The sequence below is a fragment of the Stieleria neptunia genome, assembly GCF_007754155.1.
Classification (GTDB): domain Bacteria; phylum Planctomycetota; class Planctomycetia; order Pirellulales; family Pirellulaceae; genus Stieleria; species Stieleria neptunia.
In genome coordinates, this window is sequence record NZ_CP037423.1 from 3,924,800 (window position 1) to 3,948,747 (window position 23,948).

The 23,948-nt window shown below is 60.1% G+C and carries 15 protein-coding genes; 7 read left to right on the top strand and 8 right to left on the bottom strand.

Annotated elements, in window-relative coordinates; translation table 11 throughout:
* Nucleotides 1–15: 15 nt before the first annotated feature.
* From Enr13x_RS13670 to Enr13x_RS13680, 3 genes are all read right to left on the bottom strand, one after another.
* Nucleotides 16–2,037, bottom strand: a complete 2,022-nt coding sequence (locus tag Enr13x_RS13670) for a vWA domain-containing protein (RefSeq protein WP_145386835.1) — start codon at nucleotides 2,035–2,037, stop codon at nucleotides 16–18.
* A 3-nt stretch (nucleotides 2,038–2,040) separates the two neighbouring features.
* Nucleotides 2,041–2,937: a DUF58 domain-containing protein gene (locus Enr13x_RS13675; RefSeq protein ID WP_145386837.1), complete on the bottom strand. Its 897-nt coding sequence runs from the start codon at nucleotides 2,935–2,937 to the stop codon at nucleotides 2,041–2,043.
* Nucleotides 2,938–3,057: 120 nt separating this feature from the next.
* Entirely contained in the window at nucleotides 3,058–4,074 is a 1,017-nt protein-coding gene (locus Enr13x_RS13680) for an AAA family ATPase (RefSeq protein ID WP_145392309.1), read from the bottom strand.
* 307 nt (nucleotides 4,075–4,381) lie between these two features.
* Between Enr13x_RS13680 and Enr13x_RS13685 the strand changes: the two genes are divergently transcribed.
* Both Enr13x_RS13685 and Enr13x_RS13690 read left to right on the top strand, forming a co-directional pair.
* Nucleotides 4,382–5,704, top strand: coding sequence for a Trx7/PDZ domain-containing (seleno)protein (locus tag Enr13x_RS13685; protein WP_145386839.1), 1,323 nt, complete (start codon nucleotides 4,382–4,384; stop codon nucleotides 5,702–5,704).
* Nucleotides 5,705–5,815: 111 nt separating this feature from the next.
* Nucleotides 5,816–6,787: a threonine ammonia-lyase gene (locus Enr13x_RS13690; RefSeq protein ID WP_145386841.1), complete on the top strand. Its 972-nt coding sequence runs from the start codon at nucleotides 5,816–5,818 to the stop codon at nucleotides 6,785–6,787.
* A gap of 604 nt (nucleotides 6,788–7,391) precedes the next feature.
* Here Enr13x_RS13690 and Enr13x_RS13700 read toward each other — a convergent pair.
* Nucleotides 7,392–8,684, bottom strand: a complete 1,293-nt coding sequence (locus Enr13x_RS13700; RefSeq protein ID WP_231744273.1) for a hypothetical protein — start codon at nucleotides 8,682–8,684, stop codon at nucleotides 7,392–7,394.
* A 506-nt stretch (nucleotides 8,685–9,190) separates the two neighbouring features.
* On the opposite strand from Enr13x_RS13700, the gene Enr13x_RS13705 reads away from it, so the two are divergent.
* On the top strand, nucleotides 9,191–10,294 hold the full coding sequence (locus Enr13x_RS13705) for a hypothetical protein (RefSeq protein WP_145386845.1): 1,104 nt from the start codon (nucleotides 9,191–9,193) through the stop codon (nucleotides 10,292–10,294).
* A 630-nt stretch (nucleotides 10,295–10,924) separates the two neighbouring features.
* Nucleotides 10,925–11,764, top strand: coding sequence for a hypothetical protein (locus Enr13x_RS13715; protein ID WP_145386847.1), 840 nt, complete (start codon nucleotides 10,925–10,927; stop codon nucleotides 11,762–11,764).
* Between the two features lie 264 nt (nucleotides 11,765–12,028).
* Here the strand turns inward: Enr13x_RS13715 and Enr13x_RS13720 are convergent, their stop codons facing one another.
* The 4 genes from Enr13x_RS13720 to Enr13x_RS13735 all read right to left on the bottom strand — a co-directional run bounded on the left by Enr13x_RS13720 (nucleotide 12,029) and on the right by Enr13x_RS13735 (nucleotide 16,827).
* Nucleotides 12,029–12,865 (bottom strand): hypothetical protein, encoded by an 837-nt coding sequence (locus Enr13x_RS13720; protein WP_145386849.1) that lies wholly within the window; start codon nucleotides 12,863–12,865, stop codon nucleotides 12,029–12,031.
* Nucleotides 12,866–13,103: 238 nt separating this feature from the next.
* On the bottom strand, nucleotides 13,104–14,186 hold the full coding sequence (locus Enr13x_RS13725) for a dipeptidase (RefSeq protein ID WP_145386851.1): 1,083 nt from the start codon (nucleotides 14,184–14,186) through the stop codon (nucleotides 13,104–13,106).
* 71 nt (nucleotides 14,187–14,257) lie between these two features.
* On the bottom strand, nucleotides 14,258–15,619 hold the full coding sequence (locus tag Enr13x_RS13730; protein ID WP_145386852.1) for an MFS transporter: 1,362 nt from the start codon (nucleotides 15,617–15,619) through the stop codon (nucleotides 14,258–14,260).
* 104 nt (nucleotides 15,620–15,723) lie between these two features.
* Entirely contained in the window at nucleotides 15,724–16,827 is a 1,104-nt protein-coding gene (locus Enr13x_RS13735) for a D-TA family PLP-dependent enzyme (protein ID WP_145386854.1), read from the bottom strand.
* Nucleotides 16,828–17,506: 679 nt separating this feature from the next.
* Here Enr13x_RS13735 and Enr13x_RS13740 point away from each other — a divergent pair.
* The 3 genes from Enr13x_RS13740 (at nucleotide 17,507) to Enr13x_RS13750 (ending at nucleotide 23,380) form a co-directional block, all read left to right on the top strand.
* Complete coding sequence (locus Enr13x_RS13740; RefSeq protein ID WP_145386856.1) at nucleotides 17,507–20,545, top strand: PSD1 and planctomycete cytochrome C domain-containing protein; 3,039 nt, start codon at nucleotides 17,507–17,509, stop codon at nucleotides 20,543–20,545.
* An 8-nt stretch (nucleotides 20,546–20,553) separates the two neighbouring features.
* Entirely contained in the window at nucleotides 20,554–22,044 is a 1,491-nt protein-coding gene (locus tag Enr13x_RS13745) for a DUF1501 domain-containing protein (RefSeq protein ID WP_145386858.1), read from the top strand.
* 181 nt (nucleotides 22,045–22,225) lie between these two features.
* A complete protein-coding gene (locus Enr13x_RS13750) occupies nucleotides 22,226–23,380 on the top strand; it encodes a DUF5658 family protein (protein ID WP_145386860.1) in 1,155 nt (384 codons plus the stop codon).
* Nucleotides 23,381–23,948 lie beyond the last annotated feature (568 nt).

Sequence of the window (23,948 nt, forward strand, 5' to 3'; positions counted from 1 at the left end):
CACCAAGTCACGACGCTACGCGACCACCCTGCGCTGAAACAGCGCCCACTCGGCGATCACCAACCCGGTCGCGGCGACGATCAAATAAAACCACGGGGAACGCCCGGCCGGCGGTAACTCGCCGGCCGTCGTTTCGGGTAGCTCCGGTAAACGCAAATCGCTTTCGTTGGCGTCGGAAAGATTGACGGCGACTAAATTCGCGTCATCGGCGACGCCCATTGGAGCGGTATCACTGCCGCCAGAATCACTGTCGCCGGTTTCGGAGACGTCTTTGGTCGTCAATCGGTACACGCCGACCGACGGCAGCGGCCCCAATTTGACTTTGTTGCGTTGCACCGTGACCAGCGTGCGTTCACCGGTCGGTGCGATCAGGTTGGCGGTGCCCGATTCGGAATCTTCGGCCACATCCCAGGGAACCTCCGTGGTCAGCCCCGTCGCCAGCGCGGGACGGATTTCGCCGGTTTCACGAAAGAACCAATTCATCGCGTTGGTCATCAACACCGGAAACGCGATCCGCAGCGGCAAATCGCTGGTGTCCAAATCCGAGGCGAGCAACAAGATCCGTCCCTCGCTCCGTTCGATCGACACACACACGCGATCACCGCCGGCAGTCTCCAACAACGTCGTCGGAGTGCCCAGTGTTTCGCTGACTTCCAGATCGCGACCGCCGGCCAGAATCACATTTTGCAACTGGACGTGACGCAGCAACGGAGACTGTTTTTCTTGTTTGGCAATGATCGGGTTTTCGACCTGTTCACCGAGTCGCCATGCGGGTTGCCCGTCCGGTCCGATAACGGGGCCCGATTCGGGGATGTCGACCAACAGCACCGGACCTTCGGGAAGGGTCTCGGGAACCGTCCCGGCAAACACCGTCAACTGCGCCGCCGGTTCCGGGCCGACCGCATCGGATGGGAGAATCTGGACCAACGGAATCGATTCCAAAACACGTCGCAAGTAATACGACTCGGAATCTTCACCGGCGACCAGTTTGACGGGGATCTCGGGGCGGTTGGGCAGGATCGCGCGGGCGACGTTGTCAACCTGCAGCACGTCGTCGGACTTCAGTTCACCCGTCAGCACGCCACCGGCGCGGGAGGTGCTGTCGATTTGTTTTCGAAACGAACCCTCGGCCTCGATTTCCAGCGGAATCACGTCCACCAACGCATCATCCAATTTGAGCGTCAGCCGGGTTTCGGCCGGCTGAGAAGAAAAGTTATGGACTTCAACCAACAGCGAATAGCCGATCGGATCGACGGTCGAACGCCTGACTTGGAACGTCGTGATGGCGAGGTTGTCCTGCGACGTACCGACTTGCATCCAGCGGACATCGTCGCCGGTCAGTGAACGCCGTCGCTCCGCCGCCGCTTCGGCTGCCGCGTCATTGGACGCATCGTTGGCATCGGAGGCCGGCTGCGGTGCTGCGTCGGTCAACAGATCACGGTCGGCAACGCCGCCATCGCTGAACACCACGATCCTGCGTTTTTGGTCATCGGCGGCCAAGCGTCTCGCCGCCGTGATCGCGTCGCCGATCCGGGTCGGTCCATCGGTCGGCTGGATTTCCAGCAACGCTTCTTGAACCGTCGGGGCGAAATCCGACATTCCGACCACGACGCGGACGCTGCCGCCGGCGGTGATCAAGGCAATGTTGTCGCCCGAGCGCAGGGTGCCGGCGACGTCCGACGCCTGCTCGATCGCGTCCTGTAGTCGAGTGTTCCCCGTGGCCGGATCGACCGCCCGCATGCTGGCGGAATTGTCGACCACCAAGATCAGATCTTGCCCCGTGTCTTCCTGGGAATTCCAAAGCGGATCGGCGATCGCAAACCCCAGCAGGCCGACAAAAGCCAGTTGCAGCAGCAATGAAATCCAGTGTCGCAGGTTTTGCCAGAGCGATCGTTGGCGTTTCTGTTCAAACACCTGGTCCCAAAACAGCAGCGTCGACACCGGTCGTCGTCTGAGCCGGGTTTTGAGAATGTAAAAGGCGATGATCGGCAACGCCGCCAACAGCCAAATCAATTTGTCCGGTGAAGCGAATGACATCCGTTACCCCACCGCCGCGGCACGCATCATTTTCAACAGCACCGCGTCAAACGGAACGTCCGTTGTCGTGCGGGTGTGGGCCAATCCGTGGGTTCGGCAGTACGTTTCGACGTCTTGCACAAACGTTTCGAACAGCTGTTTGTAATGGCGCAGTTTTCGTTCGGTGACCGTCACTTTTTTCTCCGTCCCCGTTTCGCAATCGACCAGCTGCACATCGCCCAATAACTTGGGGTCCGCTTCCTGGCGTGTGTGGATTTGAATCACGTGTGGTTCGAACTGGGCGTATCGCAGCCGGTCGACACCTTCGCGGAAACCGTCTTGGTCGAACAGGTCACTGATGATGACCGCCAGTCCGGTTCGAGGGGCGCGGCCGACGAATTCGCCCACGGTCCGGCGCAGGTCGGTTCGTTCACCGTGACATTTCAACCCTTCCAAGAATCGCAGCACACTCAAGATTTGATCCTTGCCTCGCACCAGCGGCATCACCACCTTGACCCCGTCTGCATAGGCGACGATCGAAACGCGATCCAAATCGGCCAACGCGATGTATGCCAGCGCGGCGGCGATTTGCCGGGCCAGTTTGAATTTTGGCGGGTCGGCCGATTCCGCCGTCGCAAACGTCTCGTCCACTTCCATGCTCTGTGACACGTCCAGCAGTAGATAAACGTGCAAATCCTCTTCTTCCTGAAACCGTTTCAACAACAGATCGCCGTGACGGGCGTAAACATTCCAATCCAAGTAACGTAGGTCATCGCCGTGCATGTACTCGCGGTGATCAGAGAATTCGATCCCACCGCCGGTCTGCATCGTCCGTCGCTGCGCGAGCAGTTGGCCCTGGAACATCCGCTTGCTCAGCAGAGACAGGTATTCGAGTTGCTTGAGAAAATCGGAATCGAACATGGATAGGGGCCGGCGGCTGAATCGGCGACGTTGGCGTGTGCTGCTGAAATTCTAGATGCTCGTTCCCGGGCTCCTGCCTGGGAACGCGGTGTCGGCAAGGCTCCGCCTGGTCATCGGCGATCACCCCGCCATTGCCGCTTCCTGGCCGGTTTTTTCCAGCAGATCGTCGATGATCTTGTCGACGACGATTCCTTCGGCCTGGCCTTCAAAATTCAGCATCACCCGGTGCCGCAACACGCCGTGGGCGACCGATTTCAAATCGTCCTTGCAAACATGGAAACGGCCGTCCAAGACGGCTTTGATTTTGGCGCACAAGATCAATGCTTGGGCACCGCGTGGGCTGCTGCCGTAACGCACGAACTGTCGTACCATCGCCGTCGCCGCTTCGTGTTCGGGGTGTGTCCCCATCACCAACAAAATCGCATAACGCCGCACTTCATCGGCGATCGGAATCTGCCGCGACAGATCGCGGAGCTGCAACACCCGCTCCCCCGAAACGACTTTGCCCGGCGGAGGGATTTCGCCGGCGGTCGTGCGGTCCATGATCGTTTCCATTTCCTCGGTCGTCGGAAACGGAACCAACAGCTTCATCAGGAACCGGTCCAGCTGGGCTTCGGGTAGTGGATACGTGCCTTCCATCTCCAACGGGTTCTGGGTTGCCAACACAAAGAACACGCCTTCGAGCTGGTGCGACGTTCCCGCAACCGTCACGCTGTGTTCCTGCATCGCTTCCAACAGCGCGGACTGTGTCTTCGGCGTCGCCCGGTTGATTTCATCCGCCAAGACCACGTTGGAGAACAGCGGGCCACGCTGAAATTGGAACTCCTTTTTGCCGTTGTCGCCTTCGACCAAAATGTTGGTCCCGATCAGATCGGCCGGCATCAAATCGGGCGTGAATTGGATCCGGCTGAATGGTGCCTCCAAAACTTCGCTGAGCGTCCGCACCAGCAGCGTTTTTCCCAAGCCCGGGACGCCTTCGAGCAAGACATGACCGCCCGCGATCATCGAAATCAACACGCCATCGACGATCGGCTCCTGGCCGACGATTCGTTTGGCGACTTCGGTTCGTAACAGTTCAAACTCGTCGCGGAACTTCCTCAGCTCGGCACGAAACTCATCCTCGGACAACTGCTGCATCTTCTTGGTTCCGTCTCGCATTGATTCGTCGATTGGTCAGGCCGATGGCAACCCAGCCATCCCCCCGGCACCTAGTGATAACCGTTCCCGCCACCAGATGCAAAGGAATTGGCGAATTCTGGTAGACAGAATGTCTGGAAAGCGGGCGTTGCCTGCGCCGCGGCGGCGTCCCGTTTCCAAGAAGAATGCCACGAACGAACGGTCGCGTGGAGGTTTTCGCGTGGAGGTATTCGCGTGGTGGTTGCGGTACACTAGGGCAAAACGCATCCCGACCGATCTTCCCTCTTCACCTCCCAGGCAGATTTCCATGCGAGCCGTCTCGTCACTGATTCTACTGTTTGCCCTCGGAACGGTATTGACCGCTCAGACGCGCGAAGAAATCGTTCGCGGCGACAAAGAGAAGGTCGAGAGGGAAGGTTTCTGGATCTATAACGACATTCCGGGGGCTTTCGAAGAGGCCAAAAGGACGGGCAAGCCGATCGTCGTCGTGTTGCGTTGTTTGCCGTGTCACGAGTGCGTCAAACTGGACGACGAATTGGTCGATACCGATCCGGTGATCCGCCCGCTGTTGGAACAATTCGTCTGTGTGCGCCAGGTCGCGACCAACGGTTTGGATTTGGACCTGTTCCAATACGACACCGATCAATCCTTTGCCGTCTTCTTTCTCGCCGCCGACAAGACGATCTATGGACGATTCGGCACGCGTTCGCATCGCACCGAATGGATGGGCGACGTCTCATTGAAGGGGCTCGCCAAAGCACTTCAAGGGGCGCTGGACCTGCACGCCGATCGCGCCAAGGTCAAAGACGCGTTGGCCGGCAAACGCGGTCGGCCGATGGAAGTGTCGTCGCCCGAGCGCTATCCGTCGCTGAAAGACAAGTTTACCGACAGCCTGAACTACGATGGCGACGTCGTCAAAAGTTGCATTCACTGTCACCAGATCGGCGATGCCCAACGCGAGTACTACTGGCACGACAGCAAACCGATTCCCGACAAGGTGCTTTGGCCTTACCCGCATCCCAAGACCGTCGGATTGATCATGGATCCCAACGAAATGGCGACGGTCAAGGAAGTCACGCCGGATTCGGTCGCCTCTCGAGCAGGGCTTCGCAGTGGCGACGTGATCACAACGCTCGATGGCCAACCGATGCTTTCGATCGCGGACATCCAGTGGGTGTTGCACAACGTCGATCCCGCCGGAGGTGCGGTGCCGGTTGAAATCAAACGCGACGGGGCAGCGGTTGCCGCGCAGTTGCGATTCCCCAAGGACTGGCGCCACGCCAGTGACTTGTCGTGGCGCGTGACGACGTGGGGCCTGCGTCGGATCGCTGCCGGCGGAATGGTGCTCGAGCCCTCGACCCATTCCGATGCCGAACGCCGCGGGGGCGGAAACGGATCCATGGCGTTGCACGTCGAACGAGTGGGGAAATACGGGCCCCACGGAACCGCCAAGCGAACTGGATTTCGCGAGGGCGATGTGATCACGTCGTTCGATGGGCGCACCGATCTGTCCAGCGAACAGGACTTGTTGACCTACGTGGTCACCTCCAAGCGGGCTGGCGATCGCGTCGATGTCACCGTCCAACGCGGCGGTAAAGAACTGACACTGACGTTGCCGATTCAGAAATAATCGGAGCCAGGCTTCCAGCCTGTCATCCAAGTGGGATAGGCTTCCAGCCTGTCATCATCGGTGTACCAATCGGCCGCTGGCAGAACCGTCTGCTTCACAAAAGGACCTCACATGTCATCCCCCACCGGACATCCGGTGATCACACTCGGCGACATTCGATCGGCCGAACAACGGATCGCGGACTTCGTCGTCCGCACACCCGCGATCCGCTGCGAAGCGATCTCCGATCGGCTCGGCTGTGACGTGTCATTCAAGGCGGAGAACCTGCAGCATGTCGGCGCGTTCAAAGCACGCGGTGCGGTTAATGCGGTGATGAGTCTGAGCGATCAGGAGGCCGAGCGCGGCGTCGTGACGCATTCGTCCGGAAACCATGCCGCCGCGATCGCCCGTGCGGCACGATTGCGAGGCATTCCGGCATTCATCGTGATGCCCGAGGACTCATCACCTAAAAAAATTGCGGCGGTCGAATCCTTTGGCGTCGCGCCGGTCTTTTGCGGCCCGTCGACGCAGCAGCGTGAGCAGGCTGCCGCCGAGTTGCAGCGGCGGACCGGTGCGATCCTGGTGCATCCCTTTGAAACGCCGGCGGTGATGGCGGGGCAGGGGACGGTCGGACTGGAGTTGCTCGAGCAGATCAGCGGGCTCGATGCCATCCTCGTGCCCGTCGGCGGCGGAGGACTGTTGGCGGGGGTTTTGGTCGCCGTCAAAACGCTACGGCCGGATGTGAAAGTCTTTGCCGTTGAACCGGCCCTTGCCGATGACACCGCGCGAAGCTTGAAGGCCGGATCGCCGCAACCGCCAACGCGCTATGACACCGTCGCTGATGGTCTGCGTACCCAAGTCGGTGACCGGACGTTTCCGATCATTGAGGAATTCGTCGACGATCTGTTCCTCGTCTCGGAGGCAGACATCTTGTCGGCGATGCGAACGATCGCCGAAGACGCCCACTTGGTTGCCGAACCGTCAGGAGCGGTCGCGTTTGCCGGACTGGTCGACCACGCCGAGCGTTTCGCCGGGCAAACGACCGCCGTCATCATCAGCGGCGGCAACCTCAACTTTGGCGATTGCCAGTTGGGCCGGGAATGACTCCCGTGCCACCGCCCGCCAACCCACTGCCCGCCAACCGGCACATCCCCAGTGCCCACCCGAGCCAGGCAGCCGAAGCGGCCACGGCAAGATCCAACCCCCGCTCCAACTCCCGAAGCGTCGTTCCCGCAGTCGCGACACTCCCCAAAACGCCCCGCGATCTAGGCCATCCACCCGGGGACAGACCCCATCCACCCGGGGACAGACCCCATCCACCAATCCACCCGAGACCCAATCCACCCGGGGACAGACCCCATCCACCCGGGGACAGACCCCAATCCCCAATCCCAACCCACCGGGGACAGACCCCGGACAATCCCGGGGACCACCCGGACGGACAATCCCGGGGACAGACCCCGGACAATCCACCCCGACGGACAGATCCCACCGGGGACAGACCCCGGGCAATCCACCCCGACAATCCACGAGGCTGGAGCATGATGGAAGCAGGGGGAGAGAGGGCAGGCAGGGGCGAGTGGGGCATATAGGGACCATGCGTCTATAGGTCTTCTGCCTTCAGAAATCGCTTGGGGACCGCCACTGATCGGCCATCGATGTGGAACAGTTCGGCTGATCACCGAATCTCCAGCTACCTGTCAGCGTTTCAGCGAAACAGATCAGGCTTGGTTTCACGTAAAATCGCTAGCGTGTCAGCCCGTGTTTGGGCATCCAGGTGCCGGTACGCATCATCTTGGTTTTCGCCCTTCAGGACGGCCAACAACTGACGCATCACTTCCTCCTTGAGTGGCTTCTGCATCGAATCGAAGGCCGGAGAATAGATCAAGTAGCTGCACGGGTATTTGAACATGCGGGTCTGCAAATCGAAGTCCCGGAGCGAACGGCCACGACTGTCCACCGGCCCGCGTTGACCAAATTCCTCAGCAAAAATGACCGAACCATTGACCGGGTCGGACAGTGGCGCCTCATCACAGAACAGCGCATAATCGACGACCGGTTTGGCGATCAACCGAAGTTGGGCATTCCATTCGGCCGCCTCGTCGCTACGTTCGGCGGTTCCTTCACCTTGGTGCATCAGCTGACGCAGCGAAAAATCCGCCTGTGTGATCGCGTTGTGCATTTGCGTCTGGTGCTCCAAAACCATCAGCGCAACGATGTCGCTGTACGGAGAAAGGTAATCGTGTGTCTCAAAGTCGTCCCACAAACTCAACCGATTCCCATTTTCGCGAGTGTCCAATTGGCCGCCGCGAAGAAAAGTATTGCCCATGTGACGCATCTCCCCGTGTCTCCCCGTCACATACCATCCGCCCCACCGTTGCGAGAATGGGCTGGTGTGGTCGGTGATGAATGACTCACGCTGCGAAGCCACGCTTCCGTCAACCTCCGGATACACGCTGCGAACGGTGTGGCCCGGAACGCCCTGTGTCATGGAGGTCGCATGACAAGCCAGACAGTCATAGTAGGCCTGCTCGACCTTGGCACGCCATGGCATCATGTCAACGGTGTAAAACGCGGTACCCAGTTTGGGATCCGCCGTTGAGATCTCCATTAAGGAACTGCCCCGGACCCATCCCACGTAGGTATCGTCGTTGAAATAGATCGCACGCGGGTTGCGGCGTGAGATGTAACGCACCTGCATACTTGTCTTGGAGAACACCAATGTTTGCGACGACTCCGGGATCTCAAGTGCACGCAGAAGAGACCGCAGATAGCCGGTTTCGCGTGAGTATTCCAGCTGAATCGTTTTGGCGTTCAACTTGTTGACCAGTCGGCTGACCCGATTGTCGGCGGCCGTTTGAGAGTATTCAAACGGTGCCTTCTCGATATCGATGCTCAGGTTGATCTGGGCTCCGGCGGGGGCGCCGAATGGAACGATGCAGCACACCGCGATGGCGACCAAACGAAGGGCAATACGCAACTCAAAGTCGCCACTGGGCATGATGATGCCATGAAATCGTTGAGAATGTGCAGTCAGACAACGCCGACGCAATCAGGCGACAGCTCGTCGGTTTCAAATCAATCGTTGCCCCGGCGATTGATCAACGAGGCCTCGGAGACCCGTTATAGAACTGCACCACGAAGTATAGATTCTAGTCCGTTTCGCTGCTCAGGACAATACGGATCTTCCAAGGTTCTGTTCTGACGTCTCAGCGGCACACCATTCCCCGGGGACCATTCCCCGGGGACAGTCCCCAGATCATTCCCCGGGGACAGTCCCCAGATCATTTGGTCTGTCCCCGACCTCAGCACGTCGGGGACAAGCACGTCGGGGACAGACCCCGTCAGGGGAAATGTTCGAAAAAAAACTTGACTTGCCGGCTGCATTCGGGTGGAATGCACCTAGTTAATCAGGCGACGAGATGACTCGTTTTGTTCGCCGCGGATGTTTGAGAATGATCCTCAATCCCGCGGCAGTTTCCGGAAACGGGTTGGGGAGTCTCTGCGATGGCAAGATCCAATCGTTGCGAAGTGATGGATCCGAGTGAAGTTCAAGTCTTTCACGTCGTCAGCCGAACCACACGAGGTTGTTGGCTCTTCGGCCAGGATTCGATCTCTGGCAAGAATTACGACCACCGAAAAGTCTGGATCGAGGAGTATCTGCAACGCTTTGCGGCTTGTTTCGCGATCGACTTGCTTTCCTTCTCCATTCTCTCCAATCACTTCCACCTCGTGCTGCGATCCCGTTCCGACATCGTGGGAACGTGGGACGACACCGAAGTGGCCCGGCGCTGGCTGATGATCTGCCCCGAGCGGAAAGATGACCACGGCAATCCGATGACGCCCTCACAGGCGGAGCTGGACCGCATTCGCAAATCCCCCGAGAAACTTGCCGAGATCCGAGCGCGGCTGAGCAACCTCTCTTGGTGGATGCGTCTTTTAAATCAGCGAATCGCTCAGCGTGCCCATATGGAAGACGACACGAAGGGGCATTTCTTCGAAGAACGCTTCAAAGCAATTCCGCTGGTCGACGAAGAGGCTGTTTTGGCCTGTTCTGTCTATGTCGACCTGAATCTGATCCGGGCGTGCATCGCGGAAACGGTGGAGTTGAGCGACCATTCATCGGGACAACTTCGCGTCGAAGCGGTCCAGGCATCGCAACAAGCTCCACAGGAAGATTCGAAAGTGTCGGCCGATGGCGAAACTCAAGCCGCCGATCCGCAAGCTCGCCGCGCGGACGCCTTTCTTTCGCCGGTGAATCTTCACGAGGGGACCGCCCCAGCTGGACCGCAGCCGAGCAAGACCAACGCCCGCTGCAGTGACAAAGGCTTCTTGGCGATGAGCGAGGAAGAGTACTTGGAGCTGTTGGATTGGAGTGCTCGCCACTTGGCTCCGGGCAAGCGAGGCTGCACGCCCGAAGGCCATCCGCCGATCTTGGAGCGTCTTGGATTATCGCCGACGCTTTGGTTGTCGCTCGTCGCAGACTTCGGCAGCCTGTTTTCCACCATCGCGGGCCGTCCGGAGCATCTCGATACCGAAAGGACCAAGCAGACCGGGCGTCGTTTCTACGTTCCCAAGCAAGCCCGCGACCTATTCGGGCAAGCAGCTTAGGCTGCCCCGTCTTCCAATCAGCCGACGACGCTGTTGATAGCCGCTCGGAAAACGCACGATGTGAACGAGGGAGGCGACGCAAGCGTGGCGAGAGCCGTACGGCTTTTCATCAGATGCCCAGCTTCAGAGGCCACCGGCCGCCTGCGAGCAAATCGCAGTGGCGTCTTGATCCCTCGTTGCCCATCGCGTGATCCTTTTCAGCGACGCCCTCCGTGGCATCCATCGAGCGTCTTCCTTGACTCAAAACGAATTCAACTGAATAAGTGTGTCCTCAGGGGATGACTGCCGGTCACTGCCGGGGACAGACCCTGGGTGAATGGGGACAGACCCCAGGTGATCGGGGACAGACCCCAGGTGATCGGGGACAGACCCCAGGTGAATGGGGACAGACCCCGGGTGAATGGGGACAGACCCCGGGTGAATGGGGACAGACCCCGGGTGAATGGGGACAGACCCCGGGTGAATGGGGACAGACCCTGGGTGAAGGGTGGGGTGTAAAAAGAGGAGAATGGGACAAACTGGTGTGGTGTCGTGTAGACGACGGTTGGCGCGAACGCCAGATTAGGCGTGTAGCGATGGGGGATTTTGGTTGCAAAATGGCGAGATGAATGGTTCGTCGAGTTTGCGGTCATGTCGCGCAGCGTCCCCCGCGCCTCCCCATGGAGAGACAAGGTGATCTTTGACCCCAATGAATCGCATCAGTTGACCGGCACGCATGCGGCGTTGTATCGCGAGTCGCTCGGCGTGATGCTGGATGTTTTCCGCGAGGCACTGTTTGACGGGAGCGAAGACTACGTGTCGGTCTGGTCCTTCGGCGTCACCTTGTTTGACGAGTTGCATTGGCAACAACAATTGGGGTTGTTGCTGTCGGTTTCCCGTTGTGCTCTGAACGGATCCGGCGATCCGGAGGACTGGAACGCCCTGGAAAAAGCCTCGTTTTATGCCGTCTATCGAAACGTCCTTTCCTATCTCGAGATTGAACGTGACCTGGAGCGGATGGACGCATCGGAGATGGAATACACGCTCGACGAGGACGAACTGGATTTGGAGGATGATGACGAGTACGACGAGGGCGGTGACGAAGGAGAGGGGGACGAACAGAGTTGGCAGGAGCTGATCACTGCGGCCTACCAGGAGAAGTGTCTTCGGGAAGGGCAGACACCGGAGGAGATCGAAGCGTTCTTGCGATACACTCCCGACGGCGATGGTGATCTGCAGCACTGGTTCAGCTTGTTGGAAAGTCTCGCCGATCAGACGTTGGACGACCGGGACTTTGAGATGGCGGCGACGTTGATGGATGCGGATCCCGAAATCGCGACGGTGATCAAAACGCAACTCGGGATCCAGCCGGACTACTTCGTCGCCACCGCCGACGAACCGTCGAGTGAAGCGGTCAGCGAGATGTTCCAAGAACTGGCCGAGCTTGCCGGGGTGCCTGCGGTCGGCGGCGACGATGACGCGCCGTATTAGGTGCGCTCGGCAAAACGCGATCGGACTGCGCCGCGTTTCTATCACGACGCAATCCGATCGTTCATTGGATGCAGCCAAGAAGTCCGTTGAACACTCCCGCTGCGTTCTCGCTCGACGGGACCGGACGGGTTGGGGCTACGCTGTGCAGCATTTGTTAGCGGTCGGGCGCGCGACCTCCGGTGTTTTGGCAAAGATGAGGAACCGGAGGGCTCGCGCCCTGCCGCTAAAACCTAAAGAAACACAGAGGAAAAATGCTTCACAGCGCTAGGGCTTGGGGGCCCATTTGAGTTCTGCTGCGAGGCGAACTTGCTGGGCGTCGATCACATTGGTCAGTTTCTCGGCTAGCAGGTTGATCTCCATGTCTTTGTCCACCAAGTTTTCGCCAGACTCGTGGCCCTGGAGCGGGGCAATCGTTTCCGTGGCGAGTTCACCGAGTTCGATTTCACCTTGTCCGGCGACGGCCCGCAGGTAAGCTTGGGCGACGGTCAGGTGCCGAAGTGATTGTCCCGCGTCGTAGCGGTACTGGTCACGGTCGCGTTCTATCCGCGCCTTTCGAATCTCTTTTTCTTCCGCGGCCAGTTTGGCGGACAGCGTTTTTTTCCCGGCCAAGTACTGGGACGTTTTCCGCTGCGAGGGATCTTTCGTGGCTCGAATCAGGTGCGATTTCGCGATCGCCAATTCGCCCATCGTTGCGAGCACTTGAATCTCTCGCGGGGTCGGCGGCGTATCGCCATCTTGCAGACGGACCGACACTTCGTCCATTTTGTCGGCGATCGTCAGGATTCTCGATTCCTCTCGGACCATCGCTGCCGACGCGGCCAGCTTCAGCCACGCGGAGCATTTGTCGAGCGTATCGGCGAGCACCGTGCGGTCGGTCGAGGCGGCTTGCTCGCGCACCTCCGTCAGGTTCTCCAATGCTTCATAGCAGAGCGGCCAGTAGGCGCTGTTGGACACGATCACCCAACCGCGCAAGTTTTCGGGACGATCGTCTCGAATGGTCGGTCGATCGGCAGGCTTGACAGCCAACTCTTCGGCACCGGAATTGCCTGCCAAAGCACCTAAACCGGCCACTAAGGCTGCCAGCGCAAGGGTCATCTTCATCGCTCAATGTCTCATGGGAAAGAGAGGAGGGGATTGAGCCTCGAACAGTTCAGCTCATTGCCTTCCCAGCCAACGCAAGCATTGGGCCAAATTAATTGGTCGTGATTGAAAATGCGAGAAAAGACGGCTTTCGGTGGCGAATGCCCGCGAACGCATCAAGCTGACCAGGGATTCGTGCAATGTTCTGGAAAAAGATTTTCCAGGCACTCTCAAACATCTTTCCGAAACGGCCGGTGAATCAGCCCCAGGCTTGGCGAAGGACGCGAACAAAGTTGCCGTGGAAAATCGCGGCGCGATCCGAATCGCTGTAGCCTCGGCCGGCGAGCAGAGCATCCAGTTTCTGCAAGTCGGCAATCGTCTCGACATCGCGGGGGCACTGTTCGTTTCCAAAGCCCCCGTCCAAGTCGCTGCCCAACCCACAATGATCAGCGTTGCCGGCCAGCTGGCAGACGTGGTCGATGTGGTTGGCGATGTCTTCGAGAGTGATGTTCATCTGCTTGGGATGCGATTGTCCCCGAACGAATCCGGGCACGACCATCCAGACATCGAACGCCGCTCCCAACACGCCGCCGCGATCGATCACCGCTTTGATTTGAGCGTCGCTGAATTGCCTGGGATCATCGACTAACGCGCGGCACATCTGATGGCTGGCCCAAATCGACCCGCCGAACAGGTCCAGGGCTTCCCAAAAGCAGGCGTCGTTGAGGTGCGTGGCATCCAGGATCATGCCCAGCTGGTCCATCCGCCGAATCAGTTCGCGGCCCTCGTGCGGCAGCCCCCCTTGGACGTCGTGCCCCATCGAATAGCGACCGATCCCGTAGTGCGATGGCCCCAACGCCCGCAGGCCGTACTCCCAAGCCCGATCTAAATGGTCCAGCGTGACGATCGAATCGGCACCTTCCAGGGACAAGATGTATCCGACCGGGGCGTTGGCGTTGGCTGCGGCGGCCGGATCGGCCCAGCGCTTGAGATGGCTTTCCAAACCGTCAAGGTCCCGGATCTGGAACATCTGGTTCTGTTCTTCCATCTCTCGATACCAGGCGAGTTGCGCTTGGGTCATTGCCCATGCCTGGGACGGCGATTCCCAATTGGCGACGAAGGAACGCGGTTTCATGCAGCCGGCGATCTGCGTGGCGACACAGAGACCGATCCCGCCGCGGCGCATGTCGCTGAGCGAAACCACACCGGCCGCTTGACCCTTCATGCGCGGCGGCAGAATGCTCTCGGCGTCACGGATTTCGGACACCGGTCGCCGCAGGTCTCGATTCCATTCCATCGCGTTCATGCTGAGATCAAGGTGGGCGTCAAAGATCAGTTTCATGGTTCGTCCGGGCGGAGCAGGGGAGGGGAGGGGAGGGGGGTGAAGCGAGGCTGGATCGTCAAACGACGCGGCTACGAATCGGTTTGGATCGCGTCGGAATCCGATCGGCGGACTTGCCGAGTCGCATCGGTGCCGAGCACGGCGATCGCGGCGACAAAGTACATGCCGGCACAGGTCATGAACACGTACGTCTCTCCACTGCCGGACGCTTCGCCGAGTGTCATCAGCCGTGGAACGACGATCGAGCTGGCCGCGGCGCCGAAGTTGCCCCACATGTTGCCCCATCCGAACACGGCTGCGGTATTTCGCCCGCCGACATCTTGCATGAACGCCCAGACCGACGGGTTGCCGATGTCGGTCATCAGTGACACCATCGCGCAACAGGCAACCACCCACCAGACGGACTGGTAACTTAAACAGCCGAGGTAGGCAAACCCGGCCAGACAGCACGTTACCGCGAGCGGCACGATCCGGCCCCAGCGGTGACCCAAACGTACGACGGCGTGATTGCCCAGCCAACCGCCGATCAACTGGCCGGGAATCGCGATGGCCAACACGCCGGTGACCATCAGCGAGCCGAGCAACGCTTCGACGCCGCGTTCTTCTTTTAAAAACGTCGGCAGCCAGGTGATCAAGAACGCCCAGCCGAACACCAGGCAAAACTGGGCCAGCGAATTGAGCCACAGCGAACGGCTTTGCAGAATCGCCAGCATCATCGGTCCGATGTCGCGGAGGTTCGTTGTCGCCGCGGCCGTTTCGTCGGCTGATTGATCCGAGCGGCCGATCAATTCCAGTTCCGCGTCATTGACCCCCGCGTGCTCCTCCGGTCGGTTTCGAACGATCACGTAGTAGGCGATCGCTGCGATCAAGCCGACCAAGCAATACAGATACAGCACGTACCGCCAGCTGCTGAGTTGGTAGACGAGAAACGTGGTCAGGAACGGGGCCAACGTGCCGCCGAGTCGACCGCCGATGGAGACGAAGGAACTGGCTTGGGCGCGGGCGCGAAAGTGAAACCAATTGCGGATCACGCCACTGCTGGTCGCGTAGGCGCCCGCTTGGGCGACCCCGAAGGCCAGCCGCGCGACCAGCAGGGCGCCCAGCGTCGTCCCCATGCCCGACCAACCGGTCAACAGCGACCAGGCAAGAATGTAAAACGTCAGCATGATCCGTCCGCCGAATCGATCGCTGGCCCACCCCGAAGGAACTTGAAAGAGCGCGTAGGCAAAAAAGAACGCGCCCAACACCTCACCGATTTCTTCTCGGGAGGCTCCCTTGAAATCATTCAGGAATGAATCGCTCTTGACGATTTCGCCGAGACAGACGCGGTCCAGATACAGCATGAACGCCATCAACACGCTGACCGCGATGATCCGTTTTCGCACCGACGTGGGGTGAACGCCGACGTGGGGTGAATCAGGGGGTGAATCCATGTGTTTCTGCCTGGGAGAGCATCGTGCGAGTGAGCTGGTGGGGGAGGCTTTCAGTCTGTCGGGGTTGGAATGACGAGCCTGGACGCCGATCCCACGGGCATCGTTCAAATGGTGATCCGTCTGGCCCTGGCCACAACGGGCCAGGACTCGATGGCGCGCCCCTTGTCGACGCACCAGACTTCCGAGTGCAATGCGACGGTTGGACAGATGTGGGTGGGAACGCCGTACACGACGGTGCCGACGGGGTAGTCGTCGGCACGATCGGTCTTCAGCACCAAGTGTTCTTCGCTGTGCCCCACCGCTTCAGCGTCTGGGAGTCCAAAAAACGTGACTCGCGGAGGCTGCATTTCCGACGCAACCGCTTTGTAACCGAGGTCGATGCAAAGGAGTCCCGGGGCGGGCCGGCTGATCACGCGGGCCAGCAACACGGCGGCCTGGTCGACTTCCATCGGCGGCGTGAAAGTCGGCTGACCGGCGTCCCAAAGCACCGACGTTCCCGCGCTGACTTCGATGTCTTGCTCGGCGGCCAAGATCCTGGACGAGACCGTGCCGCAACCGACGACTTTGGGGACCGCCAAGCCTGCGGCCAAAAGTTCACGTCGCAAGTTCCACACCGGGTCAAACGCCGCGGCAACCTGTCGTCGCACCAACGCTTCATCGGTGTCATGGATGTGTCCGTCATAGGCGTGCAGCCCCGCCGGACGAAGCCCCTTGGCGGCGGCAAGGAAGCGGTACAACGCGACGGCATCGGCGTGGGGCCGAATGCCTGTCCGATTCATTCCGATGTTCAAATCGATCAACACGTCGACGGTGACTTGTCGGCGCTGGGCGGCCTCGGAGAGCGACTGGGCGATCGGAATGTCGTCGACGATGGTCGAAAACCGGGTTTGGGGAAACGCACCCACCAGTTCCACCAGCCGTCGGATGTTGGGCCCGACGGGCTGGTAGGCGAGAAGCACGTCGCGTCCGCCGGCCGCCGCGGTCATCTCCGCCTCCGCGATCGTGGACGTTTTGAACTTGCCGATCCCGGCCTCCAGCTTCATTTGAATGATCTGTGGCAACTTGTGCGTCTTGACGTGCGGTCGCAGACGATCGGCGCCTGCCCAGGCGATCATGCGTTGCAGATTGGCCCGCACGCGATCGGGATAGATCAACAGCGTCGGAGAGGGGATTTCGTCGGCGTTTTCGAGTTCGTACCAGGACGGCATCAATTCGTTTTCAGGGAGGGCCGGGGGGTGTGAAGCGGAGCTTGGGGTGGCGGGAGACCGGAGTATAACGACGACGGCGCGTCGAGGGGGGCACGGCATGGCGGCGGCTGACGATTGGACCCTTCCCTCGTGACGCTGTGAAGCATTTGTTAGCGGTAGGGCGCGAGCCCTCCGGTCTTTGACGTTTTTTTGAAGCGCGACCGGACGGCTCGCGGGCTGTCGATTGAATCGGGATCTGCTGAGTCCATGGTGAGCCGCTGGCCGTAAGGCCTCCGGCGGGCGCCGCAGTGCCCGGCCGCTTACGCGGCGCGCGGCTCACTCAAGCGACAGCCCGCTCGCGCCCTGCCGCTAACACCTTGAGATGAAGAACCGGAGGGCTCGCGCCCTGCCGCTAATACCTTTGGATGAAGAACCGGAGGGCTCGCGCCCTGCCGCTAATACCTTTGGATGAAGAACCGGAGGGCTCGCGCCCTGCCGCTAATACCTTTGGATGAAGAACCGGAGGGCTCGCGCCCTGCCGCTAATACCTTTCGAAACATGGGGGGGAAATGCTTCATCGCGTCGCCGATTGCTGCGGAGAGGCGCAAATGATTTACAATGGTTGGCGGACCACCATCCCGCCACCTGCGTCCCGCCGTTTCGGATCACTTTGAAAACGCACGCCCTGCCCCGCCCCGCCATGAGTTTTCTCAAGCTCCCGCACGTCGTTCTGGCCGGTTTCTTGATCGCGACCGGGGCAGCGTCGGTCGGTGCTGCCGAGCCCGTGTCGAAACGCTCGGTCGACTTTGCCAAGCACGTCTACCCGATCTTGCAGCGATCTTGCTTTGAATGCCACGGCGCGGAAAAGCAGGAAGCCGGTTTACGACTGGACCGCCGCAGCGATCTCGTTGAGTCGGGTTCCGTCGAGCCGGGAAGTCCGCAAGAGAGTGAATTATTGCGACGTGTGATCTTGCCGCGCGGTCACGACGAAGTCATGCCGGCGATCGGCGATCCCTTGTCCGCAACACAGGTCGACACGCTGCGTCGTTGGATCGCCGCAGGGGCGGTTTGGCCGGAATCGTTTGTCGCAGAGCAACACTGGGCCTACGTCGCCCCTCGCCGCCCCGCCTTACCCGACGTTCGCGACACCGCGTGGCCGCAATCGCCGATCGACCATTTTGTGCTCCATCGACTCGAAGCGGAGAACCTGGTTCCATCGCCGCCGGCAGGACCCGAGAAATTGATCCGTCGGTTGTACTTGGATCTGATCGGATTGCCGCCGACACCGCGCGAGGTCGAAGCGTTCGTTCGCGATCCGAGCCGTCGGCACTACGAGTCGATCGTCGATTCTCTGCTCAGTCGTCCCCAGTTCGGCGAACGCTGGGCACGTCCCTGGTTGGATCTGGCGCGCTATGCGGATTCGCATGGATTTCAACGCGACAACTTTCGTGACATCTGGGCCTATCGCGATTGGGTCATCGACGCGCTCAACGACGACATGCCGTTTGATCAGTTCACGATCGAGCAAGTCGCCGGCGACCTGCTGCCCGCCGCGACCGCGTCACAAAAAATCGCAACGGGATTCCACCGCTGCACGCCGACCAACGTCGAAGCCGGATCGCTGCCCGAAGAAACCCGCATCGAACAAGTCATCGACCGGGTCAACACGACCGGCGCCGTTTGGCTGGGGACGACCCTGGAGTGCTGCCAGTGTCACGATCATAAATATGATCCGTATACAACGAAGGAGTACTACCAGTTGTTGGCGTATTTCAACAACACGGTTCAGGAAGCTGATCGGACCAACCCCAAGCAAGCTTCGTCGATTAAGTTCCAGGGGCCCAGCATGCCTTTGGGCGATCCGCCGCGCGATCGACAACGCATGGCGCTACAGCGACAGCTGGATGACGTCAGAGAACAACAACAGCAGCTCCGTCAGCAACTGTCCGCCGGTTTGGAAGAGTGGAGCGAGGGGCTTTCCGAGTTGATCGCCCAGGCGCCGCAGGCACACGCGTTGGAGGTGATTGGATTTGAATCCGAAGGCTCGACCGATTCCCATGAACGCCTGGACGATGGTTCGATCTTGCTGCAAGGCGGTGACCCGCCGGACAAGGACCAGTACAAGGTTCGGGTGACGGCCCAGGTCCCTCGCATCACCGCGATTCGCTTGGACGTGTTGCTCGACGCGTCGCTTCCCGATTCTGGACCGGGGCGGAACGAACGGCGCAATTTTGTCTTGAACGATTTTCAGGTGGAGCGTGTCGCAACCGCCGTGGCCGACGACGGGGCCGAGACCGTGGAGCAAAAGCAGTCGCTTTCCTTCTCGGCGGCGAAGGCGAGTTTTTCGCAAAAGAATTATCACGTGGCCGGCGCGATCGATGGCGATCCGAAAAGTGGCTGGGCGATTTCACCGCAACAGGGCAAACCGCACTGGGCGACGTTTGTGTTGGAGCAGCCGATCGAGCTTTCCGCCGAGCGACCGCTTGCGATCACGATGACGCAACATTTCGGCAGGGCATTGACCATCGGTCGCTTCAAGCTTTCCGCGGTGACGGGGGACGTTGACGCCGAAGCGGTTCCCGAAGCGATCGCCCGGGCGGCCCGAAAGTCACCAACGGAATGGACCAACAAAGAACGGAAATCGCTGGTCCAATACCGGGTCGAGCAAGACCGTTCCTTCCAAGCACTCGACAAGCAGATCGCAGGGCTGCAGAAACAGATCAACCAGCTGGCGCCCGACACGACATTGGTCATGATCGAGCTGGACCAACCGCGCACGTCCGCGGTGTTTGAGCGGGGCGACTATCGCACGCCGGGCGAGCCGGTTCAGCCGGGCACGCCGGCGGTCTTGCACCCTCGCCCCGACGGGCCGGGCAACCGCCTGACGCTGGCCCGTTGGTTGGTCTCGCGCGACAACCCGATCGTCGCTCGCGTGACCGTCAATCGCTGGTGGATGGAGCTGTTCGGCGCCGGCATTGTCACCACACCGGAGGATTTTGGCATCAAGGGCGAACCGCCGTCGCACCCCCAACTGCTTGACTGGTTGGCGGTCGAATTGATGGACAACGGTTGGTCGATGAAAAGACTGCTCAAGACCATCGTCACGTCGGCGACCTATCAGCAATCGTCCAACGTTCGCGATGACCTGCGCGACATCGACGCCGAGAACCGTCTGTTGGCGCGTGGGCCTCGGTTCCGGATGGACGCCGAGATGATCCGTGACAACGCGTTGGCGATCTCCGGCTTGCTGAGTTTGCGTCAGCACGGTCCATCGATTCGCCCCTACCAGCCCGACGGCGTCTGGTCCAAAGTCGGCGGCGAGGCGTATGACTATGAAGTCAGCCCGGGCAGTGAGCGGCATCGGCGGGGCGTCTACGTCGTGGTGAAACGGGGCTCGCCGTATCCCAGTTTCATCAATTTCGACGCCACCGCGCGGTTGGCCTGCACCGTCAAGCGTTCCCGGACCAACACACCGCTGCAAGCGTTAACCTTGTTGAATGATCCGGTCTATGTCGAAGCCGCCCAAGCGCTGACGTCAAGGATCGCGGCCGAACGGGGCGATGCATCGATCGACGAGCAAATCGATTTCGCGTTCCAACTGTGTACGGCGCGGAAACCGAACGCCAGTGAACGGGCGACGCTGCGCCATCTGTATCGTCAGCAATCCGACTCGGCCGATCCGATGTATGGCGTCGCCACCGCGCTGCTGAACCTGCACGAAACCATCACCAAAGACTGAGCCATCCGATGACCGCGTCACCGCCTGCATCGAATCGTCATCACCTGTCGCGTCGCGATGTGAATTCCCAGGCCACCCGGGCCAGCTGGGACGACAGGGGCGACGGGGATAACGTCGTCCGGTTCGACCGGCGTGGGTTTCTCGGCACCGGCGGGATCGGATTTGGTTCGATCGCGCTGGCTGCACTGCTGGGTGACGAGTCGGGCGCCGCGACCGCCGGTCCGCACTTTGCGCCCCGCGCCAAGCACGTGATTTACCTGCACATGATCGGGGCGCCGTCGCAGTTGGATTTGTTCCAGGAAAAGCCCGAGCTTGTCAAGCGACACAACCAGCCTTGTCCACCGGAGGTCACCAAGGGGCGCGATTTTGCGTTCATCGGCAAGACGTCCACGCTGGCCGGTTCACCGTGGAAGTTTTCTCAACACGGCCAATGCGGTCACACGATGAGCGAGTTGTGGCCGCACCTCAGCGGTGTCGCTGACGAATTGGCGTTCATTCATTCCATGCACACCGACGAAATCAACCACGCGCCGGCTCAGATGTTTTTGCACTCCGGTTTCGGTCGGGGCGGGCGGCCCAGTTTTGGTTCCTGGGTCAGTTATGGGCTCGGTTCGGAAAATAAAGATCTGCCCGGGTACGTGGTGATGCTCAGCGGTCCGGCCGGCGGGGCGGGCACCAGCATGTGGTCGCCCGGCTTTCTACCGAGTATCTACCAGGGCATTCAATTTCGATCCAAGGGCGATCCGGTGTTGTTCCTTTCCAACCCCGACGGCCGTTCGATGCAAGATCGCCGTCAAGTCCTGGACGCGGTGGGGGAACTCAACGAGCAGCAACGCTTGGCGACCGGGGACGAGGAGATCGCGACGCGGATCAGCCAGTATGAAATGTCGTATCGGATGCAAATGTCGGTCCCCGAACTGATGAGTCTGGACGGGGAGACGGAGGAGACGTTGGCGTTGTACGGCGCCGAACCGGGCAGCGCGTCCTTTGCCAACAACTGTTTGCTGGCCAGGCGCCTGGTCGAGCGTGGTGTCCGATTGATCGAGCTTTACGATTCCGATTGGGACCATCACGGCAACATTGAAACGCGTCTGCCGGAGAAATGTCGGCAGACCGATCGTCCGATTGCCGCGTTGATCGGCGATCTCAAGCGACGCGGTTTGCTGAACGAGACGTTGATCATCTGGGGATCCGAATTCGGACGCACGCCCTTGAACCAGGGCAGCAGCAAGGGGCAGGGGTTGTCCGGCAGGGATCACCATAAAGACGCGTTCACGTGCTGGTTGGCCGGCGGCGGGGTCAAGGGCGGCGTCGGCTATGGCAAGACCGATGAATTCGGCATGGATGTGGTCCAGGACGGCGTGCACGTTCATGATCTCAACGCCACCGTGTTGCACCTGTTGGGGCTCGATCACGAGCGACTGACCTATCGCTACCAGGGGCGAGAATTCCGCCTGACGGATGTGGAAGGGCGGATCGTCCGCGAACTGCTCGCGTAGGCGGGATCGGAGATTTGAAACCCCCTCTTTTGCCGGCGGCATCGGTCGGGCCGGGGCCGGTCATCCGCTAATAACTTGCAAATCTGATGCGAAACTTTCAGCGGTGATGTGGATTCAATAAACCAGAGCGTAGGACATTGCCTTTGAGCTCAACAAGTTTGCTTTTAAATCGAGGAATTCGATGGATCGCTCAACGTATGGCTTTCGTTTTGCGTGGTTAGGCCTGCTCGCGGGACTGCTGGGGGTCGGGCTGTCGGCCGGCACGGCGTGGGCTCAGCCCGCCGACGAAAGCCCGGACGATAGCTCGGGAAAGCAAGGCTTCATCTTCTTGGACGGGCAGTATTTGCCGGCGCCCTACGAAGTTGAATTGACGGAGGACACGTTGATGATCAACGGGCGTGAATTCCAGGCCGATGCGTTCGACCTGTCCGAATACAAGGGTTGGGAACCGGATCGCGACTCGCGTTTCGGCCGGCGGCGACCGCGTTGGGCGCGAGAGTCTCGGGAGACGCCCGGTGACTCGCAGGTCTTGCGGGTCAATTACTCCGAAGGCAGCAGGCGCTTCCGCGAAACCCCGGAAACCTCCTCCGCCGACCGCTTGCGACGGTTCTTTCAAGATGTCCAAACGGTCCGATTCGGGATGATCCTTGTCCTCGATTCGGGAGAAAAGCCACTGCTGCTCTATCCCGGGCAGGGAGGGATGGATCTGATTCGAGCCTTGCGTGCCTCCGACGGCACGGCAGCGGCGAACCAAATTTCCAGCCAACTGGCAGGGGGGAACGCGACCTGGGATCGATTGTTGACCGAATTCCAGCCGACGGCGGAGTTCAATGCACGTGCCGATGCGAAGCTGGAGCGCTTCGATCGAGCGGGAGTCGATGCCGAGCGTGTGACCGCGGCGACTCAGTGGATTTCGAAGATCTCGTACCCGCTGACGGTGTTCGCCATGGCCGTGGTGGTGCTCGGCTTTGGGCACTTGTTGTCCAACCGTCCCAAAATCGAGAGTTCGGGGGGCGATCCGACCGATTGGTCCAATCATCGCAAGGTGGTGGGGCAATCGCTATTGATTGTCGCGTTGCTGTCGGTGGTGGACTTGATCTGGACGTTGGGGACCGCGGACTCTGGGGTGATGCGTGAGCTCAATCCGTTGGGCAGCGGGATGATCGCCGAACCGGTTCGATTGTTCCTGTTCAAGGCGACGGTGACGGGGGTGTCGATCGCGATTTTGTATCGGCTGCATCGACGGCCGATTGCCCAGGTGGCGTCCTGGTGGTGTTGTCTGTTGCTGACGCTGTTGACGGCGCGTTGGGTGATGTTTCAGTCGATGTTTCTGTAGCCGAATCCGGCTGTTCGCGATCGGGGCAGGGCAGGGCGGCCGGTTCAAAATTTCATCAATTTTCTCGTTTGGCCCAAAAAACAGCGAAGCGGTGCCTGGCCCGACCGCCGGTGAGTGTCGCTAAGTCGTTTTGGGGAGAGGGTTTGTGTTAAAAACGAAAGTCCCAGCACAATCCGGGCCAGTCAAGCGGGTTGGGCTTTCGTGAAAACGGCCGTTGTGATATTCTCCCACATCGAGCCTAGGTTCCAGCCGTCTATATCCGTGTCGATGGCCCAATTTTATCCGCGTTGATCGTCAGGGATGCCCGCCCGTGCGTTCTTTGAGTGTGTCGAAGCCGCGGAGCACTATTGGTCAGATTGTTTTGGCGAACGCGTTTACCGCAACCGAATTGATGATTCCTGTTTCTGTCGTCTCGCGGCGGAGACCGGTCTTGGCGATCGGTGTTGATGGATATAGCGACTTCGGGTCCTGGCTTCAACGTTTCCGGCCCAATTCTTTCCAGCGACCCAATGTCCGGCAATCCGATTCACCACGTCAATCGGAAAATCGAACCTTTCGGGGTCTTTGT

What these genes read in the sequence shown, in the direction of transcription:
- Enr13x_RS13720 (WP_145386849.1), bottom strand. Translation starts at nt 12,865, where the DNA reads ATGAAGATGACCCTTGCGCTGGCAGCCTTAGTGGCCGGTTTAGGTGCT.
- Enr13x_RS13715 (WP_145386847.1), top strand. Translation starts at nt 10,925, where the DNA reads ATGTCGCGCAGCGTCCCCCGCGCCTCCCCATGGAGAGACAAGGTGATC.
- Enr13x_RS13740 (WP_145386856.1), top strand. Translation starts at nt 17,507, where the DNA reads ATGAGTTTTCTCAAGCTCCCGCACGTCGTTCTGGCCGGTTTCTTGATC.
- Enr13x_RS13705 (WP_145386845.1), top strand. Translation starts at nt 9,191, where the DNA reads ATGGCAAGATCCAATCGTTGCGAAGTGATGGATCCGAGTGAAGTTCAA.
- Enr13x_RS13735 (WP_145386854.1), bottom strand. Translation starts at nt 16,827, where the DNA reads ATGCCGTCCTGGTACGAACTCGAAAACGCCGACGAAATCCCCTCTCCG.
- Enr13x_RS13725 (WP_145386851.1), bottom strand. Translation starts at nt 14,186, where the DNA reads ATGAAACTGATCTTTGACGCCCACCTTGATCTCAGCATGAACGCGATG.
- Enr13x_RS13745 (WP_145386858.1), top strand. Translation starts at nt 20,554, where the DNA reads ATGACCGCGTCACCGCCTGCATCGAATCGTCATCACCTGTCGCGTCGC.
- Enr13x_RS13750 (WP_145386860.1), top strand. Translation starts at nt 22,226, where the DNA reads ATGGATCGCTCAACGTATGGCTTTCGTTTTGCGTGGTTAGGCCTGCTC.
- Enr13x_RS13730 (WP_145386852.1), bottom strand. Translation starts at nt 15,619, where the DNA reads ATGGATTCACCCCCTGATTCACCCCACGTCGGCGTTCACCCCACGTCG.
- Enr13x_RS13680 (WP_145392309.1), bottom strand. Translation starts at nt 4,074, where the DNA reads ATGCAGCAGTTGTCCGAGGATGAGTTTCGTGCCGAGCTGAGGAAGTTC.
- Enr13x_RS13675 (WP_145386837.1), bottom strand. Translation starts at nt 2,937, where the DNA reads ATGTTCGATTCCGATTTTCTCAAGCAACTCGAATACCTGTCTCTGCTG.
- Enr13x_RS13670 (WP_145386835.1), bottom strand. Translation starts at nt 2,037, where the DNA reads ATGTCATTCGCTTCACCGGACAAATTGATTTGGCTGTTGGCGGCGTTG.
- Enr13x_RS13690 (WP_145386841.1), top strand. Translation starts at nt 5,816, where the DNA reads ATGTCATCCCCCACCGGACATCCGGTGATCACACTCGGCGACATTCGA.
- Enr13x_RS13700 (WP_231744273.1), bottom strand. Translation starts at nt 8,684, where the DNA reads ATGCCCAGTGGCGACTTTGAGTTGCGTATTGCCCTTCGTTTGGTCGCC.
- Enr13x_RS13685 (WP_145386839.1), top strand. Translation starts at nt 4,382, where the DNA reads ATGCGAGCCGTCTCGTCACTGATTCTACTGTTTGCCCTCGGAACGGTA.